The organism is Novosphingobium olei (assembly GCF_037076535.1).
Classification (GTDB): domain Bacteria; phylum Pseudomonadota; class Alphaproteobacteria; order Sphingomonadales; family Sphingomonadaceae; genus Novosphingobium; species Novosphingobium olei.
Window position 1 is genome coordinate 2,490,849 of the sequence record NZ_AP029021.1, and the last position, 25,055, is coordinate 2,515,903.

The following is a 25,055-nucleotide window of genomic DNA, read 5'->3' on the forward strand; positions in this document are numbered from 1 at the left end:
ACCGCGCCTGTGGGAGATTGTGTACAAATCGCCGATGTTATCGAATTCGTCCAGACACCAATGCTACATAGCCCCATCCACGCTCGGTCACAACCGCCCCCAACTCTCCGTCGCTAGCGTCATTTGGGTAAAATCTAATCACGGAGCTGACCCGCAGATCAGAATTACTGCTTCCGGCACCATGCTTCTTTGCCAGAAACCCGATCTGTCGTACTGCGCCTGACGGGCTTCGATGCAGCAGAGCTTTGTGCGCGCCTAACCCTATCCCGCCAAGTGCGACGGGATCGCCCACTTTGACTTCTTGCTCGATATAGGCCTGACATTGCTCTGGCTGAGTATTGAAGCCGCTACGCTGCAGGGCCCAGCCAAGCCCCACATCCTCAGGGGAACCGATGAGCACGCACCCGTCTGTTCGCTGACCATCGAACGGCGCTGGAGAGCTTCTGGCCCAGCTATATTCTCTGTCTCCAACAAACTGCCACAGGTTTCGTTTGGCCCTGGTCATCGCGACATAAAGGAGGCGTGCCTCCTCTGCTGCATCTCCTTCCAGGTCTAGATATTTCCCGTACCGCCTGTTTCCGAAAGGGAGGTTTGATGGGAGTACAACGACATTGTCGAATTCGAGCCCCTTGACCTTGTGGATGGTCGAGACGACGACGGACGACGTCTCTGCCTCAGCTTCCAAAAGTCGGCTCAAGTCATCGCTGCGCAATTCCTCAACGAAGCGGATCAGCGAGGAGATATGAGGGAACTCCTGTTCTTGACAGCACAGGTTCCAGAGTTGCTCCAAGCTGACAAAGACATTGCTTGGCGCATCCTTTTCAGGAACATTCATAGCGCCAATAAATTTGCCAACGAGCTCCATTGACAATTGCGCCGTGAGCGCACGGTCATCCTTGACGAGTTCGCTGCGGAGGAAATCAAGCCAGAGAGCAACATGGCGAAGATTGGCGACGCGCAGGTTCGCCATGCCTTGCACCGAAATCCCTGGTATGTGGGCTTCGAGAAGGCGATGGGCTTCGGCAACTTCGGCGTTGGAACGACACAGGATTGCGACCGACTCCCCGGTACGCCCGCCAATCTGCGGCCAGAGCTTGAGCACTTCACCGACCGCGTCGCCAAACGATTTCCCGCGCCAGTCAATGCGAAGACAGACAGACTCAATGGGGGCGTCTTGCCGAGAAACGAGAGTTGAATTCTTCAAGCGGCGCGACCGTTCTGATCGTTCAAAGAACGCAGAAACCATCGCCTGACTCTTTTGAACAATGTCTTTGCCTGAGCGAAAGTTAACGGACAGCAAGAGCTGTTTGAGATCGCTGCCGCCGAAGTCCTGTGCAAAACGGTCGAAATATGTTTCGGAAAAATTTCCTGCTGGACGCTGCCAACGAAGAATGTCCTGGTCATCGTCCCCGATCACCATCACGCCTGCACGTGCTTCGCTTCCCTCGTATAGAGTGCGCAGAATTGAATAGACTTCGTCGGTTAGATCTTGGAACTCATCCACGAGAATGCAGCGCACATCGCCAGCAACAGAGCGGCGAAAATCTGCGTCCCCTTCCATCCGCCTGGCAAACTCTGACAAGGCCCCGTCCATCATAGAATCATCGCCCTGCCAACCATCCTTGGCGAGATGCCTCATAGCGAACGCGTGAATGGTCGAAACGCGGAGCCTTGATGCGTAGGCTGCATAACCCAATGATCTGAAGAGCTCCCTGATCCGCCGTTTAATTTCGAACACAACCGCACGGTTGAACGCGAGCACGACGATCTGAGATGGGTGAATATGCTGCTCGCGGATGAGGTGCACGATCCGCCCCACCAAAACGGTTGTTTTCCCCGCGCCCGGTCCAGCATTGACCAGCAGATGCTGATTGAATGGATGGCAAACAGCTTCCCATTGCGCCGGCTCTTCGGAATTCCTGAATTTCTCGAAGAACTCTACCGCTTTCGTTGCGCGAAGCTTTTCCTGCATTTGCGCGATGATGCCGGACGTGGCCTGGCCATCAGCGTCCCCGTCTAATTCCTCAATCTCGCCCAGCTGTGTCTCGAGGAAATCCTTGAGTCCGCTGGCATCGGATTGCGAGAAGTAACCGGAAATGAAGCCATCCTGGGCGTCCATTCGCACATTCGCAAACAATTCCATCGCCAGGTTTCGCGCTTCGGAGAAGTCATTGATTTGGGCGAGTTCGTCCCACAAATCCGCATGGGGAGTTTGGTCCTCGTGCAAGAGGACGACATGCGAAAATTGGACAAGATCGACAGTCATGCCAACCAGATTCATGGCCGCCAGGAGACCGGCCGTCATCTTCAAATCCCGTTCGCGGAACTTTCCTCCAACACCCGCTTCCCGAACGCGATCGACAAGCTTGGAAATGGCAATCCGCTTGTCTGACTCTTTTACAACTCGAAAGACAGACTGCGCGCCGCGAACGATCGACTTTCTGCGGAGGTGAGCGGCGCGGTTTTCCGATTGGGCGAGCTGAGCCTCCCATAATACTGATTCATCCTCGTCAGCTAGCTGCCGGAGGCGAACACCCGACGAACGCGCCAAGGTTCGAAACCCATTGATGAAAGCACGTTCGTACATTCTGCGTCGGCGCCGGAGGATCTCCTCGTCCATTTCCGCCGCCGATCTTGGTCCTGGCTCGCCGCCTTGCTCAGCCGCGCTTTCCAGCGCCACGGCTTGGATCAACTGTTCAATCTCAACCAAATCGAAGGGATGAAAATCAACGCATGCCTTCTCTGCAAGCCTGCCCAGGAGGCGCTTCACGGCGTCATCGACAAGATTGAAGAGCGTCCGAATGCTCTCTTCCCGCTCTGATGCCAACCGCCGCAGGGAAAATTCGATTTCCCTGTTCAGGGATACGCCGCCGCGCTTCTCCAGATCAATCAAGGCCGCCAAGACGTCATCATTTGACGCCATTGATCTCAGGCGAAATCTTATCTGGGAAAGGTTGATGACAGCTATGCGCTCCGATTGAACCTGGCGCTCGGAATGCGTGACATTTTCTGAGAGGCGGGTCTGGGACGGCCTTATCGCGTTGGCGACCATTGGCCTTGTGTCTCGCTTGGGAGAGCCGCCGAAGGCCAGCCCCACCATATCGACAAGGCCTTCCAGCAGGCGGGCAAGCAGGCCCTCTCCACCTACGCGGCCTGACGTGCCTCCCTCCGAGCCGCCGTCGCCTGCATTGCATGTCTCGGCGTCCTCGAGGTGAAGCAACAGCTCCGCCAGTTCACCGAGCGGCCCCTCCTCCTGTGAGACTTTTTCGAGCACATCAGGGGTTAGCCCGATTGTCAAAACATCCGCAAGCGAACCACTAAGCGTGAGCCGGCCGGCACGCTCCAGCCAGTAAATGGCCATCCGCAACCGGGTTGCCGCAGCCCGCCTTTCCGTTTCGTGCTCCAGCGGCACGTAGCCTTCAGCAGGGACAACCGCGATTAACTGCCCATCAACTTCATGAGCTTTTTTTCGGATTTCACCGAACACATCGTCGATGTCCTGGGTCCGCAGTGTGTTTCGGGCCCGCAGGTCACGAATGTGTTCAAAGTCCTCATTGGAAAATGGAAGCAAAGCACTCAGCTTTGCCAGCTCTGCCCGTTCTCTTTCTGCTTGCCCACGGCCAATCCTGCCGACTTCCTGAAGATAGTCTTCGAGATGGCCGGGCGGCGAAAGGTGTACGACCCAATGGATATCGGGAATATCCATGCCCATGCCGAACGCTTTAGTCGCAACGAGAACATCCAATTCACCATCGCGGAAATCGGCGTAGACCTCCTCCTTGGTCGCCGCATCCAATCCGGCATGATAGAATTCAACGTTGCCCCCGGTGTCTTCTGAAAGCCGCCGGGCAAGATCCTCGGCGAGCCGCCGTGTGGGTACAAACACGATGACGGCACTGCGCTGACCGGTGTTAAGGCGGTTCTGCCTCGCATCGAAGATGGCCTTCTCAATGATCGGCAAGCGTTCCGCCATTGCCTTATCGAGATCATCCCCGCCAATTCTGCCGCGAACGCGGCGAGGCAGAATTGCGATATGTGACCTGATCGGATGAGCAAATGTTTCGGGTCGAACCAGCATCGGAAGCTGGTCTGGCGAACCGGACACGATGGCCTCCAATTTCTGCTTGTCGGATGCCGTTATCGTCGCTGAGAGGAGCAAGAACGGCGTCGGTTCGGTGTCGGCGAGCTCACGGCACTTTCGCAGCAACAGATCTGTCGCATGAAAATAATCGGGTCTGAATTCGACCCCCCACTGATTGACACAATGGGCTTCGTCGATGACGACGTGATCCAGCCCGGCATCCGAGCGCATCCGCTTTTCGAGAACGTCCAGGAAGACAGCGCTTCTGAGACGTTCTGGTGCAACGTACAATAGCACGAGGCGGTGATCGAGGACGCCCTGCATGACCACGTCAATTTCGTGCTTCGGCCGGTCACTGCTCAGAAAGTCTACCGATTCGGCAAAGCCTAGGTCTCGCAGTCCTTCAACCTGGTCGCGCATCAGCGCTTTCAATGGTGAGATAACCAATGTCAGGCGTCTGTTTCTCAGGCCACGGCAAAGCGCGGGCACCTGGAACAGGACAGACTTTCCTTCGCCAGTCGGGAGCGAGACGAGCACATGGCTGGACCGAGCGCAAATCGCCTCCATCGCCGATCTCTGAGATGGCTTGAAGCCTTCGAGCGCCTTTGGTTGGCCTTGTTTAGGATTCCAATTCTCGACGAGGAAGCGCTCCATCGATGCGAAATCCGTTGGCGCTTCCTCCCGGGCAATCTTGAATGGCGCTAGCGCGATCCCCAACCGTTCCAGCTCGACAGCTGTCAGCTGCATCTCGTGAAGGGGAACCACATCAATGATCCGCGTCAGCTCACGGGCGGCGCCAGCGAGGCGAGAGTCCATCAGGATTGCCGGTCGCATGGAATCGGAAAGCCCGGTGGCTGCCAGCCAATCAGGCAAATATTGCGCGGCCAGCGTTGGGATTGCTTCCAGGATGCTGCTGGTGCCAATCGCACGAATTTGGCTTGGAGGCTCACTCTCACCAGCCACTTCGTCGGCCGTCTGCGCCTCCCCTGAACCATCACCTCTTTCTTGAGAGCAAGCATACCACTCCTCAAGGGGCAAAGCCTCGACGATCGGTTGCACGTCAACTTCGGCACTTTGGCTCAGGGCATGCCAGTTGGACCAATTGGCCTGCAAGTCCACGACTGCGTAGCGATTGCGGGAAGCACGCAGGAGATGCTCGCGCTTGCTCCTGTGGTCGGGACGAACTTCGCCCAGGCCGAGTTCCGCCAGCGCGACTTCCAGCATTCGGACCAACTCGGGATTTTCGGAACTCCCGATGAGCAAAAGTGGCGTTGCCTGATCCTCCCGCTGCACCATTTCGCGAACTGTCCGCAGCACTTCGGTCCAGTAACCGAGCTGATCAAATGCCCCCGGATGCAGGACGTGATGGCGCCTCGCTGCAAGCACGGGCCGGGCTGATACTGCTGAGACGGTAATTGCCTGAAGGCGCTTCACGCCACTTGGCAGCCGCCGTGTCGCGAAACGTTGCAGGCCACCGCTGCGCTCGAGAACGTGAGCGGCACGATCTTGCCTTACCCAGTCCGTTATCCCATCATGAGTTTTCAAATATATCAGCGGGGCCGACTGCCAATCCGACCAGAGTTTGGCCATATCGCCAACCGCTGCTCGTTGGCGATTGAAGATGAAAACGTCCTGACCGGCCGCTCCCAGACTGAATGCCGCGGGGTCGGCATTGCGCCACCATTCAGGTCGGGACGGTATCGGTGCCACACGCCACCCAGCTTCGACTTGAGGCACAATGGAGGCGCGCTCCAACGCCGATGCCAAAGCTGGATCGCCTTCCAGTAACCAGAAGGGGATCATATTGCGCCTGAGGCTTATCCCTTCCTCTGCGGCAATTCGGGAGACAGCGAGAACGACCTTTGCTGCCGGCTGCTCCCAGCATTCCTCTTGCGCGATCCGCTTCAGTGCTTCGACATCGATCTGCAGTAGCTCTGGCGGAAGAGCTTCGAGAGGATCGGCAGAAACCACCGCCACATTGGGCACCCAATCGAGAGCCCGCAGCTGCTCTTTCGACAATATCAGGAGTTCATGCGGATCAGCATTTGCGACAATATTGGCCGGCATTTCACGCGCGTAACGTAAAGCACCACGCAGAGACTGCGGTATCGCGGCAAGCAATTGACCTGCATCTTCAAATTCGCCGAGCAACACCGACCGCGCGAACTGCGGATTTAGCATCAACAACTGCTTTTCGAACAGCTGTCCGACAGCAAGGGCATCGCCATCGGCATGATGATTGCCGCCAAGCGCATGACTGATGCCCCCCGGCTGGAGGAGAAACTGCACGAGCAGCGTGTCCCAGACCAGCGGCGAGAGTGATGAGGGAGCGAAGCGCTCGATGATTGGCCAGTCCCAAGCCAGGACATTGTGCCCGACCACCAATGGAGCCGAACGAATTTCGCGAAACACATCCGACATTGCGTGAGCCAGATCTTCACTGGATCCTCGATCAAACAATCGGCGCGCTTGCTTCCCTTGGGCACAACCGACCTCCCAGATGGCTTCACCATCAGTTTCAAGATCGATGGAGAGTGCCTCGCTGGTCAGAATGGAGGCATAACGGGACGGATCAGGTTCAAGTACGGCCAGCTCTCCGGGAGCTGCACGCCAAGCATCGAAGTACGAGCGCTTATTTTCCTGAGGCAGATGCTCAAACAACGCGAGGGCAGTCGCTGGACGGCCCTCGGCCCAATGCCCCACTTCAGCGGTCGAAAGCAGTGCGTTTGCAGCCAGCCGTGCAAGCCACTGATCGACGAACGGACTGGGCTCAAACCTTTCGCCCAGAAGCTTTTCGGCCAGATCCCTCTCGAATGACTGCGTGCCGAGGAACCACGAACTCCAATCTCCAACGTCATCCGGCGCGTCGGCGCAGCGAAGATGCCATTCCATGAGCCGTATCTTCATCGGCTCGTCCGCCTTATGCATCCACGATGCCTTCGGGGAGCCGAGGGCCGCCAACTGGCGGGGCTCAAACAGATTCAGATCGAATCCTCGCTGCGGGTGGCTCGGATGGAGCCGCGCCGCAAAACGATAGTGGCAACGGGATAAATGATCCCAAAAATTTCCAGCGGCCAACTCGCTGACATCAATCTCGGAGAGGCGGGAATTCCAAATCGCTTCAAGCGTGGAATCTTCGAGATCGGCTGGCGCGTCGTTTCTCCACTGCCGAGAATACCATTCGGCACGCAGCAAGCGCCATAATGCCCCCCAGTTCAACGACCTCAGTCGATCGCTGCGCAGTTGATCATATTTTTCCTGATCTGCCGGGGGCTCCACGGCCCAAGCTGGGACTTCAGAGACAGGAAACCAGCGCACCGCCTCCTTTTCGGTTGGTCGACGCCAGTCGCTACCCGCTATGAAGAGTATTTTCGAATTGGACGGTGGAAGCTCTTCTGCGCCGGTGCGGCGTCCAGCGTATCCCTTCAGATGGAAGAAAAAATCACCCTTCCCATCATCCGCCGAGATGAAGCCGAAACCTCGACTTTCTTCAATCCGGGTAACCCGCCCCAACAGCGGCAACTCCAAAATCAGTTTTTCCGAGTTGCCTCCGGACAGCTGCACATTCGCGTCATCTATTCTCGAAACGTCAACCCGCTCGATAGTCTGGTGATCAACAAGACCAATTTGCTTCAACTGATCCGCAAAAGACCTCATTCACCGCGCCCCAGAGAAAAATATGACAATCACGCCAACGCAAACATATAACAATATCTGATCAGGATGCGCTTAACGGACAGATGAAATTGTTGAGATGGTGATGACAATCTCCATCTTAATTAGTCGATGACTGGGTAATTCGGCATTGGCCAAGCATGATCGGGGTTATCCATCATCAGATCGATGAAAATAGGCAAGAGGCAACCAAGGAGAGACGCCCCGTCCCTCACTTGATCGCGATTGACGTCGCTGTTCCAGGTTGCGCCGCAATGCACCAGCTGGTTCCTCAGAACGTAGAGCCGGTCGAACAGGATTGAGAGAATCCGGGCAGTGTCGTGCCCGCGCAAGGCATGATTGATGGCAGTCCGGCTCCGCTCAAGCTTTTGCTCCCAATCCGCATAGCCTGGAACACCATTCTGGTGCTGCCAGAATGGGTTATAGACATAGCGATTATCCAGAAGCAGCCGGATTTCCTAGCTGAACCGTTGCCAGACGGCATCGTAGACGCGGTGACGGGCGTCAAACTTCACCAAGGTCGAGAAAAACGCCTGAAAGAGGCCGCGCTCGCCCTCCGGCGCTGAGCTGCTGGCCGATGCTTCGACATCGCCGGCATAGGCCGCGTTGAAGCCAATCCAGAGAAGGATGAAGCGGACATCATGGTCTTCATCCTCATCTTCGGCTCGTCGAAGCCAAGATAGCGCACGGTGCACACGAAGCCCCAAAGGCTTCTGGAAGCCGTCCCGCAGCGAACGCTGCTTCTCCTTCAGGGCTTCGGGATGGAGAGTATTGCCCAGCGGATATCGATAAACCATGCGCGCAGCCTAGCGCGAGGAATCCTAACGGAATAGATCACGGCACGATCAGTTTGAAATTCGCGATACTTCGCGGATCCACTCGTCAATTTCGGCTTCAACCCAAACAGCGCATTTGGGGCCGAGCGATCGCGACCTTGGAAATCGCCCTTCACTCATGCGCTGGTAAATAGCGGAGCGGCGTAGCCCGACACGCGCGATGACTTCCGGCAGGCGTAGCAGCCGAGCCGGCGGCAATGTGTCGGCTGGTTGAGGGGTGTGCGTGTCATCTTGAGTTGAAAGCGGCATTGCTGATCTCATTCGCTTGGGTTCGGACCCCTCCGAATCTGGCGATTACCGGGAAAGCGACATCGCGATGTCGCGGCCCACAAAATCATCGATGTGCTTGGCGAGCATTCGCGCCACCAGCTGCGCCGTGCCGCCTGCCCACCGAGGCCGCAGATCCTCAATCCTGCGCCCCAGGGTGCGCTGCAGATGAACGGGCAGGCTGGTGAAGAACTCTTCGAGAAATTCGCCCATCTCGCCATGCATCCATTCGCAAGCGAGATCTTCCTGCCCGGCGAGCGCGAGGATCATGCTGGCGCGGGGGTGCGCTCCACAGGCGGCGAGCACGCGTGATGCTTCGTCGAGCCCGATAGGCCGCTCCCCGCGCGCAACGCGAAGCAAGGTCTCGCGATGCATCCCGCTTTCATTGGCAATCCTGTGGCGTGGTTTGCCGGCGGCATCGATCGCATGGGCAAGCACGCGAGCCAGGCTTTCATTGGCGGGTCTGTCGGCGGCGGTTGGATGGTACATGGTTGTCTCCTCGTTCCTGTAATGGTGCGACTCGCAGGCATATCGCGAAGCATCCCATGTAGGAAAATGAAAAGAACAGAGGTGGAACATCTCGTTTAGAGGCGAATCAGTTCCTCTATCCGAGTCATCGCCGAATCGCGGCTAGCGTGACGGTAGTCACCGACACATAAAGACTGATTTAGCGCCATTATCGTCGGTTATGATCGTCGGGCAGGAAAAGATGTGTCCGCATCTATCCGCCTCCAGCGGGGATCATATCACAACTCTTTCCTACAAACATTTCCTAGATGCATGTGGAACACACAGCGAACGCAAGGACGCTGTGACCACCCCTCCAACCGGAGCTTCACATGCAGTCTCTCACCCTCCCCCGGCGCGTCGGCGTCACCGGTCTCGGCAAGGCCCTCAACATTGCCATCCCGTTCGCAGTCGCGGCGCTTGCGGCAAGCGCCGCCTATGCCGGCGCTGACACGACCTTCACCCCTGCCCTCACCAAGTTCACCGACTTTCTCGAAGGTTCGGGCGGCAAGATCATCACGGTTCTCAGCCTCGCTGGCGGCCTCATCGGTCTGGCATCCGGGCGCTTTTCGCTCGGCCAGGTCGCCGTTCCGGTGGGCGTCGGCATCGGTGTCGGCACGGGTGTTCCGATCGTCACCTCGGTCGTGACCGCGGTCATCTGAACACGGCACGAGAAGGCGGCGTCGCCATGGCAGACCCTTACATCATTCCCCGGCGCCTCGATGACCCCGAGCTTATCGGCTTCTGGACCATCGACGAGTTCGCGGGAATGCTGGCCCCCTTCACCTGGGGGATCCTCACCCAGCATATCTTTATCGGTATCATAGTCGCCTTCGGCGCCTGGTTCGCATTGCGAAAGGCAAAAGCAGGACGCGCCAGCTCCTGGGTAGCCCATGCCGCATATTGGTATCTGCCTGCAGGATTTCTGGGCCTCAAGGCAACGCCGCCTTCTCACTGCCGACTGCTTGCCGGTTGAGGGGCACACCGATGTTTTCCGACATATCACACGAACGTCAGCAATCGCTGCTGCGCCAGCGGAACCTGTTCGCGCTCACCAGTGCCGGTCTCGGCCTCGCACTGGTCATCGCAGGGAGCCTTGCCGCCACCCGCGACCGTGAGGTTGTGCTGGTGCCGACCGTTCCCAAGCAACTCACGGTGAGCAGCGCCGGGGTCGAGGCCGACTATCTCGAGCTCGTCACCCGCGATGCCGCCCTTGTGCTCCTCAATCGCAGCCCCGAGGGCCTCGATTACTGGATGAACGAGATCCTGAAGCTGGCGGATCCCGCAAGCTATGGGCGGCTCAAAGCTGAGCTCGTGCGGATTGTCGAGGAGCAGCGGGGCTCGGACGTCACCCAGGCATTCGTGATCCGGTCGATGACTGTCGATCCGAAGGGGTTGACCTCGGATGTGACCGGAACTCTCAAGACCTTCGTCGGCGCACAGGTGATTGCGAGTGACGAGCGCCGCTTCCGCTTCAGCTGGACTTACCGCGGCCTGCGCCTGGCGCTGGCAGGGTTCGCCCAGCTCCCCCCACAGCACAAATCAAAGGAGGCCCAGTGATGGCTTACCTAAAAGATTCCCACGCTCGGGTCCGACTTCTGAGTGCGGCAGCACTGCTCACAGCAGTAGCATCCCCCGCTCATGCCGCCGACCAGTTCAAGCAAGCGGCCGATGGTGCCGGGATCGAGTGCAGCGTTTCGGCGCGGGAACTGACCCGCTTTGCGCTGGTCGACGACCAGTTCGCCAGCGTCTCGAAGATCTCGACCGGCACGCCCTACAACGACTTTGCGGTGACCAACGAGCCGGTGCGCGGGGATATCTACGTGTCCGTGCCGGAAACCTACGCCGCCCGGGCAATCAGCTTCTTCACCACCACGAAAAAGGGCTTCGTCTACAAGGTCGCGTGCCGGGTTGAGCAAATTCCGGCGACCCAGGTCTTCGTCACCAACCCCGCGATCGCGAAAACCCAAGCGGCGGACTGGGAAAGCCAGACCCCGCTCGAGACCAGCGCCGTCAGGCTCATCCAGGCGATGGCCAACGACCGGACTGTCGATGGCTTCGAGGTCCGCCAGAGGGCCGCCATGCCTGCCCGGGTCGGCGATCTCGAGGTCCAGCTCATCGCAGATTATCGCGGCGCCAGTCTCACCGGAAAGGTGGTCCGCATCCACAATCGCGGCTCGAAGCCGGTGACGTTGGCCGGACGCGATCTCGCGCCCCGCGACACTCTAGCTGTCTCGATCGCCGAGCCAAAGCTCGAGCCCGGGACCAGCACCACGGCCTTTGTTGTCGGCGCAAACGCGGAGACCGGCCATGACTGATGCAGCCAATACGCCAAGCCCTGCCCCTCTGCAGGCCGAGAGTGCGGCGCCATCCGAACTTTCCGGGCTCAACGCCCGCACTGCGCGCCGTCAGAAGCTGCTGCTGGGCTCGCTGGGAGCGCTCGCGCTGCTGGGCGGGAGCTGGTTCATCCTTGGCGGTGACGACAAGGCCAAGACCGGCGATCCCAATGCGGCGCAGACGATCGACACGGCAGGTCTGGTCAACCGCGATCTGTCACAGCGCGAGTTCGTGGCAACCTATGGCAACCGGCTGGATGCGGTCACACGCGAACAGAAGGCGCTGAAGGATGGGAGCATCCCGCGGACGGAGATCGAGGCACAGCTCGCGGCTCTCAAGGCAGAAAACCAGGCCATGCGGGTCGATGGGCAGGCCGCGATCGATGCCATCTCCGCAGAAAATGCCGAGCTCAAGACACGGCTTGCCGCTCAGCCGGCGACGACGGCACCCACTGCACCGCCACCGGCCTATGGGCCGCAGGCGGGAGGTTATGACGCGCGGGGACGTTCGCCCCAGCCCAGTGCTGTGTCTGCAGGCGGTGATCCGCAGGGCAGCATGATCCCGTCGCCTGGCGAGGTGAAGCTGATGAGCTTCAGCTCTGACAAGGCAGGGAGCAGCGGTCTCCGGGTGGGTCGCCCTGATGCGCCGCCGGTCGTCGTCGAGGACTCGCCTGATTACCTGCCGCCCAATTCCTATGCGCCGGCCCGGGTGATCGTCGGCGTCGACGCCTCGGCGGGCGTCGCCAGCCAGACCGATCCGCTGCCCGTGGTGCTGAGGATCACGGGGCCTGCCCGATCCGTCATGCAGAACGGAAAGGTTCTGACCACCCGGATCCAGGGCTGCGTTGTGAACGGCGCAGCGCGCGGGGATCTCAGCAGCGAGAAGGTCTATGTGAAGCTTGCCCGCATGACCTGCGATCAGCCTGGTGGCCGGGTCGCAGTGAGCGAGGTCAAGGGCTTCATCAGCTTCGCCGGCAAGTCCGGGGTCCGGGGCCGCGTGGTCAGCCGCGAAGGCAGTCTGGTCAGCCAGGCTCTGCTCGCCGGGATCGTCGGCGGTTTCGGGCGCGGCTTCTCAGCCAACGCCAACAGTGTTTTTTCGGGTGTCACGACCAACCCCGACGGCAGCCGCTCCAAGCTGTCTGCCGGCGAAATCCTCGGCGGCGGGCTTGGCCAGGGCGCCGCCGATGCCGCCGACACGGTCAGCAAATACCTGATCGAGCGCGCCGAACAGTACCAACCCGTCGTCGAGATGCCGACCGGCATCGATGTCGAGATCGTGTTCCTCGACGGCGTCTACGTGAGGAACTCCCAATGATTGAAAACTCGCTTTTAGATCACGGCAATGGTCGGCGCCGCTGGTTGCGTGCCAGCGCCGGGGTGGCAGCAATCATCGCCTTGTCGGCCGCAACTGGATGGGGTGTGGCAAGCCTTGCAGCCCCTGCTGCCGCTCCGGACACGGCGAAGGTGCGTGAAGCACTCAAGCTGCGCCTGCCCAAGACGCCGATCGACGCGATCAACTGCAAGGGCCTTGGGGGTTTGTGCGAAGTCGCATCCAAATCGACGCTCTTCTACGTTGACCGGGCTGCGAAGTATCTGGTGATCGGCCGGGTCTATGACATGGAAGCCCGTCAGGATCTGACGGCTGCACGACTGCTCGCTCTCAATCCGGACCTGCTGGCGGCAGGGGCAGCACGGCGCAGCAATCCCGAAGCGCAAGCGGATGGGAGCCCAAACCCATCAGCAGCTTCAGCCCGGAACGCTGAACCGCGGCATGTGCAGCTTGGCAAGCTTCCATCAAATGGCGCGATCACCTGGGGCCCTGCCAATGGTCCACGTGTCGTTGTCTTCTCGGACTTCCACTGCGGCTACTGCAAGAAGCTTGAGGCAGAACTGAAGGCGATCGGGGCGCGGGTCGAAGAACGGCCGATCTCGATTTTCGGCGCAGAGAGCCGCCGCGACGCCGAGCGGGTGCTGTGCGCACCTCGGCCCGAGCTGGCGCTGCACATGGCCTATTCGGGTCTGGCGCTCGCCAATCCCAAACCCTGCGACACGAGCGGCCTCGATGCCAACGAGGCCTTCGCCCGGTCACACGGCTTTGGCGGCACGCCGGTGATCGTGCGCCCCGCCGATGGCGCCGTTCTCGAGGGTTTCCGGCCTGCTGCAGTGCTCCGGGAATTCCTGCGCCCAACCTCCACCCGGGCCCCCACCCCAGCTCCGAAAGGATAACCCCATGCGGTTTCCATCACGTCTTCTTGTCTGCGCCTGCCTGGCCGGCTTCTCCAGTGGCTGCGCCACGTTCGGCACCAATGTCGAAGGCGACTTCACCTGCAGGGCGCCCAAGGGCGACTGCGCACCGGCCCACGTCATCGATGCCAAGGCAACGAACATTCTGTCGGCGGGCACGACGCCTCATGCCGAGACACGCTCCCGGTCGGGCGTGGTGGAGGCTGACACCACGCGTACGGCGGAGCGGACCCTGCGGGTCGTCTTCCCAGCGCATGTCGATGAGGCAGGAACGCTCCATGATGAAGCGGTCGCCTGGACAGTCATCGACAACCCGCGCTGGGCAACCGAACTCCGCCGCAAGGCGGGTGAGGACAAGAGCGGGGCCGTCATGCGGCAGGTCCGCCGGCAGTTGAAGGCCGCTCAAGCTGCGTCGGCACACGAAGCCGCAGACGGACACTCGGATGCTACCGTCGATCTTGCGTCGCCCTTTTCATCCGCGCCCACGAACGGGACCAGCACCCTGGAGACCCCGGGCACTGATGCCCCCAGTCCCGAAAATGCAGTTTCAGATGCCTCGCCGCTGGTCCTCCCCTCCACGGCGCGCGAGGCCGTTGCCGGTGCCAAAGCACCGGCGGTCGAGGGGTTCGACACGCCGCCTCCCCCGCGTGATCGGACCCCTCGGCCAGAGGCGGGGCACAGCGCTCCCGTGTTCCCCAGCGCCGCGGCGATTGAAGCCGCGAAAGCTGCGATCCGCCCCGCAGCCAGGGCCGGTGAACAGCCGATAGCCAGCACCCCGCAGCCCGAGGAACCCAAGTAATGGCCGAGCAACTCAAGTCCGTCATTGATCGGCTGCTTAGCGGATTGCTGGGTGACGCCGAGCACGTCGAAAAGCCACGCCCCCAGCTGATGGTCGATATGCTGTCCGACTGGCTGCCCTACAGGGTCTATGATCCGGCAACGCGCCTGTACTTCAACGCACGCTCGAAGGGCTTTGTCCTCTCGGTCACGCCGCTGATCGGCGCGGACGAGCGCACCGGGGAAATCCTCGGGCAATTCTTCTCGGAAGGCTTACCAGCGGGCGCCTGCCTGCAGGTGCTCCACCTTGCGAGCCCGCGCATCAGCAGAATCATCGCCCCGTGGTTTGCGCCACGGTACATGCAGGGCGGCGTGTACGAGGCGATTGCCCGTCACCGCGCGCGGCGGCTCTATTCACTCGTCTGGGAGTCCGGCTCTGCGGACGCCCCCTTTCATGCTCGGCATCACCAGGTCATCGTCTCGGTCGGCGTGCCAACATCGAAGGCGGTCAGCAACGAGGATCTCAAACAGACCCGAGAGGGGCTGGTGGCGATGCTCAAGTCGCTCAACCTCGGCGTGGTCGAAGTCGGGCCCGAAGCGCTCATCGCTGTCATCGATGATCTGACCTCGCCCACCACGGCGCCGCAGGATGATGCGGTGCCCTACAACCCGAACGATCCGATCGCCTCGCAGGCGATCCGCCACGACATCGAACTGGTCGTGGCCGAAGATCGCATGCGGCTGATGACCGAGCGGTTCCGTCCCACTGGCAAGGTCAATGACGGCGTGCCCGAGATCGGGACCGTCTATCCTGATGCCTTCGATGTCCGGCATTTTGCCGTACGCAACATGCCATCGCGCTGGGCCCCGTGGGAATGCGCGCGGCTGATCGGCGACCTGTTCACCGACAAGCTGCGCTTCCCCTGCCCGGCCGCGACCATGCTGTGTCTCGTCTATCCCGACCAGGAGGCTGCATCGGCGAAGGCCGGCTTCAAGTTCATGCGGACAACCAGCCTCGCCGGGACCCGCAGCGCCAGGTTCCTGCCACGGATCGGCGAACAGGCCGCCGAGTGGCAACATGTTCAGGCTGAGCTGCAGGAAGGCCGCCGTCTGGTGCGCGTGTTCTACGGCGTGACGACCTATTCGCCACTTGGGTCCGGCGACCGCCACGAGCGCGCGATCAAGTCGATCTACAAGGCTGCAGGCTGGGATCTCACCGACGAGCGCTATCTGCAGATCCAGGGGCTTCTCGCGGCCATGCCGCTGACGCTCGCCGACGGGCTCGGTGCCGACATGGAGCGGCTGAAGCGGTTCAAGACCGTCCTGTCGACCACTGCAGCCAATATCGCACCCATGCAGGGTGAATATCTCGGCAGCGCCCACCCCCACCTGCTATTCGTCGGGCGGCGCGGCCAGCCCTTCTTCTGGTCGCCGTTCGAGAACGAGGCCGGCAACCACAACGTCGCGATCTGCGGCAAGTCGGGATCCGGCAAGTCGGTGCTGCTCCAGGAGATGTGCGCCGCGCTGCGCGGCGCCGGCGCGCAGGTGGTCGTGATCGACGATGGCCGCAGCTTCGAGCATTCAGTCAAACTGCAAGGCGGCCGTTTTGTCGAGTTCACGATGAAGGCGGGCTTCTGCCTCAACCCCTTCTCGATGATCGACGCGAGCCGCGCCGCCGAGGACGAGGATTATCGCCTCGACTGCTTCGGGATGATCAAGGCGATCGTCGGGCAAATGGCCCGCCACAGCGCGAAGCTGACCGATACCGAGCGCGGGCTGATCGATCGGGCAGTTAACATGGTCTGGACGGAACATGGCGCGGCTGCGACGGTCACCACCGTCGGCGAGATGCTGGCCAGTCTCGGCCATGACACGGCCGCAGACATTGCGACTGCGCTTGCCCCCTACATGGCTGGCGGAACCTACGGCGCCTTCTTCGAAGGCCAGGCCAGTCTCGACCTCGATGCAGACTTCACCGTCTTCGAGATGTCCGACCTCGCGAGCCGCGAGGATCTACGCAGCGTGGTGCTCTCCGCGATCATGTTCATGACCAGCCAGGCGATGACGCGCAAGGACAGGTCGCTGCGCAAGCTGCTGCTGATCGATGAAGCATGGTCGATGCTGAAGGGCGGCTCGATGGGTGAGTTCGTCGAAACCTATGCTCGCACCTGCCGGAAATATGGCGGCGCCCTCGCGACCGCCACACAGTCGCTCAACGATTACTACAAGTCCGACGGGGCGACGGCAGCGCTGGAGAATAGCGACTGGATGCTGATCCTTCAGCAGAAGCCGGAGACGATCGCCGATTTCAAGGCGAGCAAGCGCCTCGACATGGACGATCGCACCGAGACGCTGATCCGCAGCCTCAAGCGCTCCGGGAGCGACTATTCCGAGGTGTTCATCAAGGGGCCGGAGACCGAGGCGATCGGACGGCTCGTGCTCGACGACTATTCGGCAACGCTCTTCTCGAGTTCGCCCCAGACCTTCGCCGCCATCGATGCCGAGATCGCCCGCGGCCACCAGCTCGCCGATGCCATCGAGCGCATCGCCTTCGCCAATCGCTGACATCCCCAGATCAAAGGATCCCTATTTCCATGCCTCTCCATCTCGTCACCCCTTTCGACCGGCCCGATGCGCCCGAAGACGAACAGCCCCTATTCCCGCCGGTGCCGACCTGGCGCTCGCGCATCGCCGATGGCTGCTACATCGTGCTGCGCGGTAGTCTGTTTCTGGGCTCGTCCTATCTGATGGCCCTGGGCCTGCCGCTGCTCTTCTTCCTGCTTCTATCGGGTGGCAATCCCGATGCCTTCTTCGCCCATGTCGCCAATCTCGGTGACCGCTTCCTGGCGGCCGATCTCGCACGGCGCGTGACCTTCCTCGACCAGTGCAAGTTGGTGCTGATCGGTCTCGCCACGCTCGTCGTCGTGTGGCGCATGCCGCGCTTCATCCGTGATCTCGACCGCGAACTCTCGGGAGAAAAGCTGTGAAGAACATTCTGGCAACATCAGACCTTCGCAGGCGGCTGGCATCGATCAATCTCATCGCTGTCGTGCTCGGCGTCGGCATGATCGGCCAGGTCCTGTGGGGCGTCTGGACGACCGACAAGCTGCTCGCCCTGGAGAAGCGCGAGGTCGTGACGGTCCAGCTGAGCCGGATCATGGGCGACTTCATCGAGGCCGAAGCACGAGCTGGTCGTCCGCCGGAAGAAACGAAGATGCGCGTCCAGGCCTACCTCAAGGCTGTGGAAGCCTCGGTGCAGCAGCTTGGCCGCGAGGGCCGGACGGTCCTCGTTGCCGAAGCCGTGGTGGCCGGGAGCACGCCGGACCTGACGCAATCTGTGCGCGCCGATGTTGTGCGCCGGATGGGAGCCATTCCCGATGCTGCCCGCTGATCGCCTGATCCGCTCTGCGTCCGCGCGTCGTCTCGTGCTTTGGGGCGGGCTTGGCGCCGGGGCGCTGGCACTCTCCTCGCTCGCCGCCTTCGCTCAGGGCCACGCGCTCATGATCAACGTGAGCCCCAGCCTGCCCTACTGGGCCCTCTGGGTGACGCGCGGGGTGACCGTGCACCGCGGGGATATCATCCTTTTCGATCCGCCTGCGTCGTCGTTGCTGGTGAAGCATTTCGGGGCGGAGCCGAAGCCGTTCGGTAAGCGGGTGAGCGGCTTGCCGGGCGACATCGTCACCGAGCAAAACCGCACCTACTTCGTCAATGGGCAGGCTGTCGCCAAGGCCAAGCTCACGAGCCGCCTTGGTGAACCCCTCGCGCTCGGCCCGACGGGCCGCGTTCCGCAAGGCTGCTATTTCGTCACAAGCGAACACAAGGACGGTTTCGACAGCCGCTACGCCGCAATCGGTTGGATTTGCGGCCCACGCATTCTCGGGGTCGGGAGGCCGATCCTGTGAGGCTGCTCACCTTGCCCGTTTGCGCCACCGCGCTTGCGCTCGCCATAGCACCCCAAGCAATGGCTCGCGACTACGGCCAGCACGGCACGGTCTGGCCAGTGGTCGAACCGGACCTGCTCCAGCAGATCCATGCCAGGCTTACGCAGCTCGAGAAGACCGGCGAGACCGCCCGTCTCAATGAGGAGCTGAAGCGGCGGACGATCGCCCGGGTCAACCGGCCTGAGCCAGTCGCGGGTATCGCCCTCGCCTCGGCGCTGCGCAGCTGGCGTTTCGATCCGACGATCACCGTCGAGCGCGACATTGCTGACGATAAGGGCCGGGTCATCATCGCCGCAGGCACGCGCGTCAATCCGCTCGATACCGTGCCGCTGCGGGCTCCCCTCGTCTTCCTCGATGGCGACGACCCGGCACAGCTCGCCTGGGCGATCCGTCGCTATGCCAGCACAAAGGCCAAGCTCATCCTCGTGGCCGGCGCGCCGCTCGAACTCATGAAAGCCCGCCAGCGGCGCTTCTACTTCGATCAGGGCGGCACGCTGGTGAAGCACTTCGGCATTCGCGCGGTGCCCGCAACCGTCGAGCAGCAGGGCCGCGCGCTTCTCATCACCGAACAGCCGGTCACCCCCGAAGAGCGGGCGCCATCATGAGCAGAAAACATCGTCTTTTGTCATGGCTTTGCGGAGCACTTCTGCTCACCAGCCTGAGCGTCATCTCCAGCGCGCCTGCCCAGGCTGCGGCCGGTCCCGGCCGCTGCACCGGCAAGTTCGTCAATCCGATCACGGACATCTGCTGGTCGTGCCTTTTCCCGATTTCGATCGGAGGCCTGAAGATCTGGCCGTCAAGTCGGCCCGACACCAACAACCCCGCTCTGCCGGTGTGCCTGTGCGGGCTGCGGCCCGGTATCGCCATGGGGTTCTGGGAGCCGGTCCGGCTTGCCGACGTCAGCATGAAGCCTTGGTGCTTCGTCAATCTGGGCGGGATGAAGCTCGATCCTGGGTTCGACATCGGCTTCAAGTCGATGGCGGGGCCATCTGCAGTTGGCGGCAATACCCAGTACAACTCGCAGTGGCATGTCCACTGGTATGCCTATCCGCTGATCTACTGGATGGAGATCGTTGCCGACTTCCTGTGCCTCGAGTCCGGCTCGATCGACATCCTCTACATCACCGAAATCGATCCGCTTTGGCAGGACAGCGAACTCACCGCGATCATCAACCCCGAGGCGGTCCTGTTCGCCAATCCGCTGGCGCTTGCAGCCTGCGCGGCCGACTGCGTGGCGGCAACGGCCAAGCTGCCGACCGATGAGCTGTTCTGGTGCGCGGGCTGCCAGGGCACGATGTATCCGCTCAACGGCAATGTCTCGGCAACGATCGGCCATGTGCAGGCATCGCGACTCGCGCTCGCCCGATTCTCCTACAAGCTCCACCGCGAGCTCGTCGCTTGGGGGACGATGGGCAGCAAAGGGCTTTGCGGCAAGTACCTGATGCCGGTGATGCGCAAGCAGCAGTACCGCTTCCAGGCCACCAATCCCAATCCGCAGACCAAGGGCCGCTACGCCTGCGCGCCCATTGGTGCCTCCACCACCTTCATGTCGGCAGGCCAGGTCTATCCCGCCATTGGCGAGGACATGGGCTATCTGGTCTGGCGCAAGCGGAACTGCTGCGCACTATGAAAACCATTCCTCATCTCATTGTGATCGCCTCGCTTTCGAGCCTTGCCGCTTTGGCTGGCGCGTCGGCGCAGACGGCCGAACCGGACCTTGATGTGGCGGCCATCCGGGCACGCGCCAGCGCTGGCGCCAGTGATGCCGACGCGCTCTCTGCCAATGCTCGCGCAAGGGCCGAGGCGCTGGCGCGAGATGCCAGGACAAGCGCCAGCGAGGCCGAGGCGCACGCTCGCCGCTTCACCCGTGAGGCTGCCGCCAGTGCTAAGCATGATCCGGCCAGCACCTTCGACTTTGACCGGATGGTGGCCGACGCCGGCACCATGACCAGCGAAGGCATGGGCGAGGCGCCAAGGTTCATCGCCTTTGCTTCGCTCTCGATGCCGCCAGCGGCGCTGCGGGCGATGATCGACGACGTGGCCAAGGCCGGCGGCATCGTCGCCTTGCGCGGTCTGCCTCGCAACAGCGCCAAGGCTCTGACGGACGCATTGGCAAAAATCGCAAAGCCCGGCGAGCAGCTGGACGGCGTCGGTATCGACCCGCGGCTCTTCCGTGCTTTCGGGATCGAGACCGTGCCCACCTACGTCGTCACCAGCAGCGACTTCGATCTGTGCGACGGGTTCGATTGTCGGACGCAGGTCCCGCCCCACGACCGGATGAGCGGCAATGTCAGCGCAGCCTACGCCCTTGAGACCTTCGCGCACGGCGGCGGCCCCGGCGCTTTGCTCGCGGCCCAGCACCTCGCCCGTCTTGAAAGGCAGGATCCATGAAACGACCAGTCCTCTCTCTCACTGGCGTGTGCGCGCTCCTGCTCACCCTCGCCGGACCGCTTCACGCCCAGACCACAACCGATGCTGCCAAGGCAGACGGCAAGGCGTTCGGGCGAGACAAGGCGGCCTCGGCGCAAAGCGCGGCGACGACGAACCCGGATGCCAGCCGCATTCCCAATTTTGGCGGCACACCAAGTCAGTCGGGCTATTTCGATGATCCAGACCGGATGAGCCGCGAAGCGGCAAGCCAGGCCACGACCAATACCGGCTACAAGGCCATGCGGGACTCCATGGACCGGCGGGCCCGGTTTGCGCCTCAGGATCTCGATGCAACGATCGCGCGCAGCAATGTGATCAGCGATGACCCGCTCGTCTATACGAGCGGGATGGCCATCGGCGGCACACAGGGGCGCTGCGTGCCGTTGCCGCCGGCCAGCGGAACCGCAGCACGCTACATGGCGACCTGCAACGTCGGCTACACGGCGACACAGGAAACGCGGACCTGCCCCGTGACGTTGACCGCGCGTGTCGAGCAGCGGCAGGTCTACGGCTACTATTGCGTAGGCGGCAGCGGGGTCGATCCGGCTTCGGTCTACAACTGCAACCGCTACCCCGCGCCGCAATGCACGGTCACGCAGTCCTATCCGATCAACCTGTGCGATCCTTATTTCGGGATCTACTGGGGCTGTAACTCGGGCGATCTCAGGGTCGATCTCGTCAGTTGCACGGCGCCGGTCGATGGCGCGACGCCCTACACGGTGACAGGCGAGAACGTCGTCACGACCACGCGCGATGAAAGCCAGTGTGCTGGTCTTGCGGCTGATACCTCGTGCCAGCAGGACACCGAGACGTGCACGGACAGCGATCCCGTGACCCGCATCGTCGATGGCATCGCCGTGACGCAGCCTTGCTGGGCATGGAGCCGCAGTTACAGCTGCGCGCAGTTCACCGAGGCACAGGACTGTCAGACACTTGAAGCCACTCCGGGCTGCAAGCTGGTGCGCGAAGACTGCCTCGCGGGCGAGCCCTGCCGCACCTGGGAGCGGGTCTATGATTGCCCGGTTCCAGACCAGCCTGCGAACACCAACCAGTTCATCTGCGACGGTGATGTCTACTGCATCGATGGCTCGTGCGAGACCATCCAGCGCGAGGCCAACGACGAGTTCAAGGATGCGGCCGTCGCCTTGAACGCGATGAACCAGGCGCGCCGCGAATTCGATCCGGACAACCTCACTCTGTTCAAGGGGACCCGAGAAAGCTGCTCGTCCAAGGTTTTCGGCGTGCTCAACTGCTGCAAAGGCAAGGGTTTCCCGCTTATCCCCGGCATCCAGCTGCTCGTGGCGCTGGGCTGCAGCCGCGAGGAGATGCTGCTGCATCAGAAGGATGCGCAGGGTCTGTGCGCCTACGTCGGCACTTATTGCTCGTCCTCCTTCCTTGGCGTGTGCCTGACCAAGCGCAAGGTCTACTGCTGCTTTGAATCCAAGCTCTCGCGGATCCTGCAGGAGCAAGGCCGCCAGCAGCTGAACAAGCCCTGGGGCAAGCCGAAGACCGAGCAATGCCAAGGCTTCACCATCGACGAGTTTGCCCGGCTCGACCTCTCGAAAATGGACTTCAGCGAGGTCTACGCCGAGTTTACCGACGCCGCCCGCCTGCCTGACGAGCTGCAGGCAACTCAAGACATCCAACAGAAGATCGAGGCCTACTATGCCCGCGCCCGCCAGTAAGGTCGCGTGGCGGCTGCTTGCCGCCTGCGCGATTGCCAATTCCGTTTTTCAGTTTTCTCCGGCGACCGCCCAGTCGGCCACAAGCCGGACCGACGCGCCGCCCAGCGCACAATCGGCCGAGCGCCGGGATAGCTTCTACTGCGAGGAGCGGCGGCTCGGATACTGGTTTTACTGCGAGCGGCCCAAGACGCCGGACCAGAATTCGCCCTCGCCAGCACCTACGTCCAGCGCGACCAGCCAACTTGACGCGATCACGGCGACGTTGCGCGAACTGAAGGCCAAGGCGATCCTCGAGCCGACGCCAGCAAATGTGACGGCCTATATTCGGTTCCAGCGCGCCCAGCTCGACCGGGCATCGCTCTTCAGCGACGTCTGGCAGCGGGCGATCTGGCAGGATCCCGAGCTCGACTACACGCTGCAGCGCCCGGTCTCGACGCTTGGCAAGCGCCAGTGGCAGGATTCGCGAAGCGCGGAACGGAACGCCGCGATGGCCCAGCTTTCCGAGCGTTACGGGCTCTTCTACTTCTTCGCCCAGAGCTGCGGCGCTTGCGAAGTCATGTCGCCGATCGTGCAGAGCGTTGCCTCGACCTGGCATATCGCGGTGCGCGCGATTTCGACCGATGGCGGCCCGTCGCGGCATTTCCCGAACTACACGGTCGAGACCAACCAGCGCAGCCGCATGGGGCTCGAGCCCAAGATCACGCCAGCGGTCGTGCTCTGGGACGCGCGGACCGGCCGCCCCATTCCGATCGGCTACGGCGTCATGAGCGCCGACGAGCTTCAGGACCGGATTTACCTCCTCACATCGAAGGAAGCTGGACGTGACTACTAGGATGAAAAGAGCCGTCGCTGCGCTTCTTGCAGCCGCCCTCCCCTTCGCCCTCCCTCTGTCTGGCGCATCGGCCGACGTCGGCAGTTCGATGGACTCGTTTCTGAACGACGTCGGGGGCGCTGCCAACGTCAACGGACCGACCGCGTTCCAGGGGCAATCTGCCGGCTATTACAGCCTCGGCAATGTCTGGACGCGGTTCCCGCAGAAGACCACCAACATCGCCAATCTACAGCTGCCGCGCGCCCGCGCCGGTTGCGGCGGCATCGACATCTTTGCCGGGTCCTTCAGCTTCATCAACGCGAGCGAGATCGTCGCGATGCTGAAGGCAGTCGCGAACAACGCTGTCGGTTTTGCCTTCAGCCTGGCGATCGACACGGTCTGCCCGGAATGCTCGAAGATCATGCAGGAGTTCAGCCAGAAGGCTCAGCTCATGAACAACCTCAACATCAACTCCTGCGAAATGGCGCAGGGTCTGGTGGGCGGGATCTGGCCGAATGGCGACCTTGCCGACAAGGCTGTTTGCGAAGCCATCGGCAACTCCGAAGGCATCTTCACCGATTATGCCGCAGCCAAACACGGCTGCGGCACCAAGGGGCAGCGTTCGAGCACGACCGCGCAAGGGTCGGGCAAGTACGACGACGTCAATCCGGGCGTGCCGCGAAACTACACCTGGACGATCCTCAAGAAGTCGGCGTTCTTTTCGCCCGGAGGCCGCTTCGACGAAGAGCTCGCCGAATATGCCATGACGCTGCTGGGTACGATCATCTACGTGCCGCCCAAGGACGATGAGCCGGGCAAGTTCGTGCCGATCGTCGGCGAAGCCTCGTCGACGCTTGTGACCTCGCTGCTGGATGGCACCACGAACGGCAATGTCCTGATCTTCGACTGCGACGAGACGGAGAAGTGCCTCGATCCGGGGTTCAAGTCGCTGAGCCTGCCGGCATCGAAAGCCCTGCGGCCACGCGTAGCGGCGCTCATTGGCGGGATGGTTCAGGCGATCCGCGACGACACAGCGATCAGTGAAGAGCAGAAGGAGCTGCTGCAGGTCGCCTCCATCCCCCTCTACAAGATCCTGACCGTCCAGGCGGCCTATGGGCGGGGCATGCCGACCGACGACCGCGAGACCCTCGCCGAGATCGCCAGTGTCGACCTGCTGTTTGCCGTGCTCGACCGCATCGTCAGCGAGGCGGGCCGGTCGATGTCGAGCTTCATCGGGGCCGACGAAGCCAAGATTGCGATGTGGCAGAACCAGGTCAATGTCGTGCGTCAGGCGCTGGCTGACCGGCAGGCCAACACGCATCTCAAGGTCAATGCGGTGCTGCAGATCATCGAGAAGACCGCGTTCATCGAGAACGTGCTGGCCGCCTCGATGTCTCCTGGCATGGCCGCATCGCTCGACTGGTCACGCGGCGTCCAGAGCCGCGCCCTCACCCACTGACCGGGC

21 protein-coding genes are annotated in these 25,055 nt (G+C 61.7%); 17 read left to right on the forward strand and 4 right to left on the reverse strand.

Annotated features, from left to right (window positions below; genetic code table 11):
• Positions 1 to 37 precede the first annotated feature (37 nt).
• The 4 genes from AACH40_RS11685 to AACH40_RS11700 form a co-directional block, all read right to left on the reverse strand.
• A complete protein-coding gene (locus AACH40_RS11685; protein WP_338642571.1) occupies positions 38 to 7,738 on the reverse strand; it encodes a UvrD-helicase domain-containing protein in 7,701 nt (2,566 codons plus the stop codon).
• Between the two features lie 476 nt (positions 7,739 to 8,214).
• Positions 8,215 to 8,553 (reverse strand): hypothetical protein, encoded by a 339-nt coding sequence (locus AACH40_RS11690; protein ID WP_338642572.1) that lies wholly within the window; start codon positions 8,551 to 8,553, stop codon positions 8,215 to 8,217.
• 48 nt (positions 8,554 to 8,601) lie between these two features.
• Positions 8,602 to 8,841, reverse strand: coding sequence for an AlpA family transcriptional regulator (locus AACH40_RS11695; RefSeq protein WP_338642573.1), 240 nt, complete (start codon positions 8,839 to 8,841; stop codon positions 8,602 to 8,604).
• 45 nt (positions 8,842 to 8,886) lie between these two features.
• The gene (locus tag AACH40_RS11700; protein WP_338642574.1) at positions 8,887 to 9,438 is read right to left on the reverse strand and encodes a transcriptional regulator; all 552 of its coding nucleotides are present in this window, start codon (positions 9,436 to 9,438) and stop codon (positions 8,887 to 8,889) included.
• A 260-nt stretch (positions 9,439 to 9,698) separates the two neighbouring features.
• Here AACH40_RS11700 and AACH40_RS11705 point away from each other — a divergent pair, with 260 nt between their 5' ends.
• From AACH40_RS11705 to AACH40_RS11785, 17 genes are read left to right on the forward strand one after another with little or no spacing between them, the layout of a single operon-like run.
• The gene (locus AACH40_RS11705; RefSeq protein WP_338642575.1) at positions 9,699 to 10,028 is read left to right on the forward strand and encodes a hypothetical protein; all 330 of its coding nucleotides are present in this window, start codon (positions 9,699 to 9,701) and stop codon (positions 10,026 to 10,028) included.
• A 26-nt stretch (positions 10,029 to 10,054) separates the two neighbouring features.
• The gene (gene traL / locus AACH40_RS11710; RefSeq protein WP_020819170.1) at positions 10,055 to 10,342 is read left to right on the forward strand and encodes a type IV conjugative transfer system protein TraL; all 288 of its coding nucleotides are present in this window, start codon (positions 10,055 to 10,057) and stop codon (positions 10,340 to 10,342) included.
• Positions 10,343 to 10,353: 11 nt separating this feature from the next.
• The gene (locus AACH40_RS11715) at positions 10,354 to 10,926 is read left to right on the forward strand and encodes a type IV conjugative transfer system protein TraE (protein ID WP_338642576.1); all 573 of its coding nucleotides are present in this window, start codon (positions 10,354 to 10,356) and stop codon (positions 10,924 to 10,926) included.
• Positions 10,926 to 11,684 carry a type-F conjugative transfer system secretin TraK gene (locus AACH40_RS11720; protein WP_338646058.1) on the forward strand — a complete coding sequence of 253 codons (759 nt, stop codon included), beginning with the start codon at positions 10,926 to 10,928 and terminating at the stop codon, positions 11,682 to 11,684. Before AACH40_RS11715 ends, AACH40_RS11720 begins: the two co-directional genes overlap by 1 nt.
• On the forward strand, positions 11,677 to 13,017 hold the full coding sequence (locus AACH40_RS11725) for a TraB/VirB10 family protein (protein ID WP_338642577.1): 1,341 nt from the start codon (positions 11,677 to 11,679) through the stop codon (positions 13,015 to 13,017). Before AACH40_RS11720 ends, AACH40_RS11725 begins: the two co-directional genes overlap by 8 nt.
• Positions 13,014 to 13,928: a DsbC family protein gene (locus AACH40_RS11730; protein ID WP_338642578.1), complete on the forward strand. Its 915-nt coding sequence runs from the start codon at positions 13,014 to 13,016 to the stop codon at positions 13,926 to 13,928. Before AACH40_RS11725 ends, AACH40_RS11730 begins: the two co-directional genes overlap by 4 nt.
• Positions 13,929 to 13,932: 4 nt before the next feature.
• Positions 13,933 to 14,745: a conjugal transfer protein TraV gene (locus AACH40_RS11735; RefSeq protein ID WP_338642579.1), complete on the forward strand. Its 813-nt coding sequence runs from the start codon at positions 13,933 to 13,935 to the stop codon at positions 14,743 to 14,745.
• The gene (gene traC, locus AACH40_RS11740) at positions 14,745 to 17,288 is read left to right on the forward strand and encodes a type IV secretion system protein TraC (RefSeq protein WP_338642580.1); all 2,544 of its coding nucleotides are present in this window, start codon (positions 14,745 to 14,747) and stop codon (positions 17,286 to 17,288) included. The genes AACH40_RS11735 and traC overlap by 1 nt, the downstream gene beginning before the upstream one ends.
• Positions 17,289 to 17,317: 29 nt before the next feature.
• The gene (locus AACH40_RS11745) at positions 17,318 to 17,710 is read left to right on the forward strand and encodes a hypothetical protein (protein ID WP_338642581.1); all 393 of its coding nucleotides are present in this window, start codon (positions 17,318 to 17,320) and stop codon (positions 17,708 to 17,710) included.
• On the forward strand, positions 17,707 to 18,114 hold the full coding sequence (locus AACH40_RS11750; RefSeq protein ID WP_338642582.1) for a type-F conjugative transfer system protein TrbI: 408 nt from the start codon (positions 17,707 to 17,709) through the stop codon (positions 18,112 to 18,114). Before AACH40_RS11745 ends, AACH40_RS11750 begins: the two co-directional genes overlap by 4 nt.
• A complete protein-coding gene (locus AACH40_RS11755; RefSeq protein ID WP_338642583.1) occupies positions 18,101 to 18,625 on the forward strand; it encodes a S26 family signal peptidase in 525 nt (174 codons plus the stop codon). Before AACH40_RS11750 ends, AACH40_RS11755 begins: the two co-directional genes overlap by 14 nt.
• 59 nt (positions 18,626 to 18,684) lie before the next feature.
• Complete coding sequence (gene traW, locus AACH40_RS11760) at positions 18,685 to 19,269, forward strand: type-F conjugative transfer system protein TraW (protein WP_338642584.1); 585 nt, start codon at positions 18,685 to 18,687, stop codon at positions 19,267 to 19,269.
• Positions 19,266 to 20,294: a conjugal transfer pilus assembly protein TraU gene (traU, locus tag AACH40_RS11765; protein ID WP_066653680.1), complete on the forward strand. Its 1,029-nt coding sequence runs from the start codon at positions 19,266 to 19,268 to the stop codon at positions 20,292 to 20,294. Before traW ends, traU begins: the two co-directional genes overlap by 4 nt.
• Positions 20,291 to 21,055, forward strand: a complete 765-nt coding sequence (gene trbC / locus AACH40_RS11770) for a type-F conjugative transfer system pilin assembly protein TrbC (protein ID WP_338642585.1) — start codon at positions 20,291 to 20,293, stop codon at positions 21,053 to 21,055. Before traU ends, trbC begins: the two co-directional genes overlap by 4 nt.
• Positions 21,052 to 22,779: a conjugal transfer protein TraN gene (locus AACH40_RS11775; RefSeq protein ID WP_338642586.1), complete on the forward strand. Its 1,728-nt coding sequence runs from the start codon at positions 21,052 to 21,054 to the stop codon at positions 22,777 to 22,779. The genes trbC and AACH40_RS11775 overlap by 4 nt, the downstream gene beginning before the upstream one ends.
• Entirely contained in the window at positions 22,760 to 23,611 is an 852-nt protein-coding gene (locus tag AACH40_RS11780; protein WP_338642587.1) for a conjugal transfer protein TraF, read from the forward strand. The genes AACH40_RS11775 and AACH40_RS11780 overlap by 20 nt, the downstream gene beginning before the upstream one ends.
• 1 nt (position 23,612) lies before the next feature.
• Complete coding sequence (locus AACH40_RS11785) at positions 23,613 to 25,049, forward strand: conjugal transfer protein TraH (RefSeq protein WP_338642588.1); 1,437 nt, start codon at positions 23,613 to 23,615, stop codon at positions 25,047 to 25,049.
• The last annotated feature ends 6 nt before the right edge of the window (positions 25,050 to 25,055 follow it).

Excerpts from the sequence above, each read along its gene's own strand:
- AACH40_RS11720 (WP_338646058.1), top strand. The coding sequence starts at position 10,926 with ATGGCTTACCTAAAAGATTCCCACGCTCGGGTCCGACTTCTGAGTGCG.
- traC (WP_338642580.1), top strand. The coding sequence starts at position 14,745 with ATGGCCGAGCAACTCAAGTCCGTCATTGATCGGCTGCTTAGCGGATTG.
- AACH40_RS11785 (WP_338642588.1), top strand. The coding sequence starts at position 23,613 with ATGAAAAGAGCCGTCGCTGCGCTTCTTGCAGCCGCCCTCCCCTTCGCC.
- AACH40_RS11685 (WP_338642571.1), bottom strand. The coding sequence starts at position 7,738 with ATGAGGTCTTTTGCGGATCAGTTGAAGCAAATTGGTCTTGTTGATCAC.
- traW (WP_338642584.1), top strand. The coding sequence starts at position 18,685 with ATGGCTCGCGACTACGGCCAGCACGGCACGGTCTGGCCAGTGGTCGAA.
- AACH40_RS11745 (WP_338642581.1), top strand. The coding sequence starts at position 17,318 with ATGCCTCTCCATCTCGTCACCCCTTTCGACCGGCCCGATGCGCCCGAA.
- AACH40_RS11715 (WP_338642576.1), top strand. The coding sequence starts at position 10,354 with ATGTTTTCCGACATATCACACGAACGTCAGCAATCGCTGCTGCGCCAG.
- AACH40_RS11705 (WP_338642575.1), top strand. The coding sequence starts at position 9,699 with ATGCAGTCTCTCACCCTCCCCCGGCGCGTCGGCGTCACCGGTCTCGGC.
- trbC (WP_338642585.1), top strand. The coding sequence starts at position 20,291 with ATGAAAACCATTCCTCATCTCATTGTGATCGCCTCGCTTTCGAGCCTT.
- AACH40_RS11755 (WP_338642583.1), top strand. The coding sequence starts at position 18,101 with ATGCTGCCCGCTGATCGCCTGATCCGCTCTGCGTCCGCGCGTCGTCTC.
- AACH40_RS11690 (WP_338642572.1), bottom strand. The coding sequence starts at position 8,553 with ATGGTTTATCGATATCCGCTGGGCAATACTCTCCATCCCGAAGCCCTG.
- AACH40_RS11780 (WP_338642587.1), top strand. The coding sequence starts at position 22,760 with ATGCCCGCGCCCGCCAGTAAGGTCGCGTGGCGGCTGCTTGCCGCCTGC.
- AACH40_RS11730 (WP_338642578.1), top strand. The coding sequence starts at position 13,014 with ATGATTGAAAACTCGCTTTTAGATCACGGCAATGGTCGGCGCCGCTGG.
- AACH40_RS11735 (WP_338642579.1), top strand. The coding sequence starts at position 13,933 with ATGCGGTTTCCATCACGTCTTCTTGTCTGCGCCTGCCTGGCCGGCTTC.
- AACH40_RS11775 (WP_338642586.1), top strand. The coding sequence starts at position 21,052 with ATGAAACGACCAGTCCTCTCTCTCACTGGCGTGTGCGCGCTCCTGCTC.
- AACH40_RS11725 (WP_338642577.1), top strand. The coding sequence starts at position 11,677 with ATGACTGATGCAGCCAATACGCCAAGCCCTGCCCCTCTGCAGGCCGAG.
- traU (WP_066653680.1), top strand. The coding sequence starts at position 19,266 with ATGAGCAGAAAACATCGTCTTTTGTCATGGCTTTGCGGAGCACTTCTG.
- AACH40_RS11695 (WP_338642573.1), bottom strand. The coding sequence starts at position 8,841 with ATGCCGCTTTCAACTCAAGATGACACGCACACCCCTCAACCAGCCGAC.
- AACH40_RS11700 (WP_338642574.1), bottom strand. The coding sequence starts at position 9,438 with ATGTTCCACCTCTGTTCTTTTCATTTTCCTACATGGGATGCTTCGCGA.
- traL (WP_020819170.1), top strand. The coding sequence starts at position 10,055 with ATGGCAGACCCTTACATCATTCCCCGGCGCCTCGATGACCCCGAGCTT.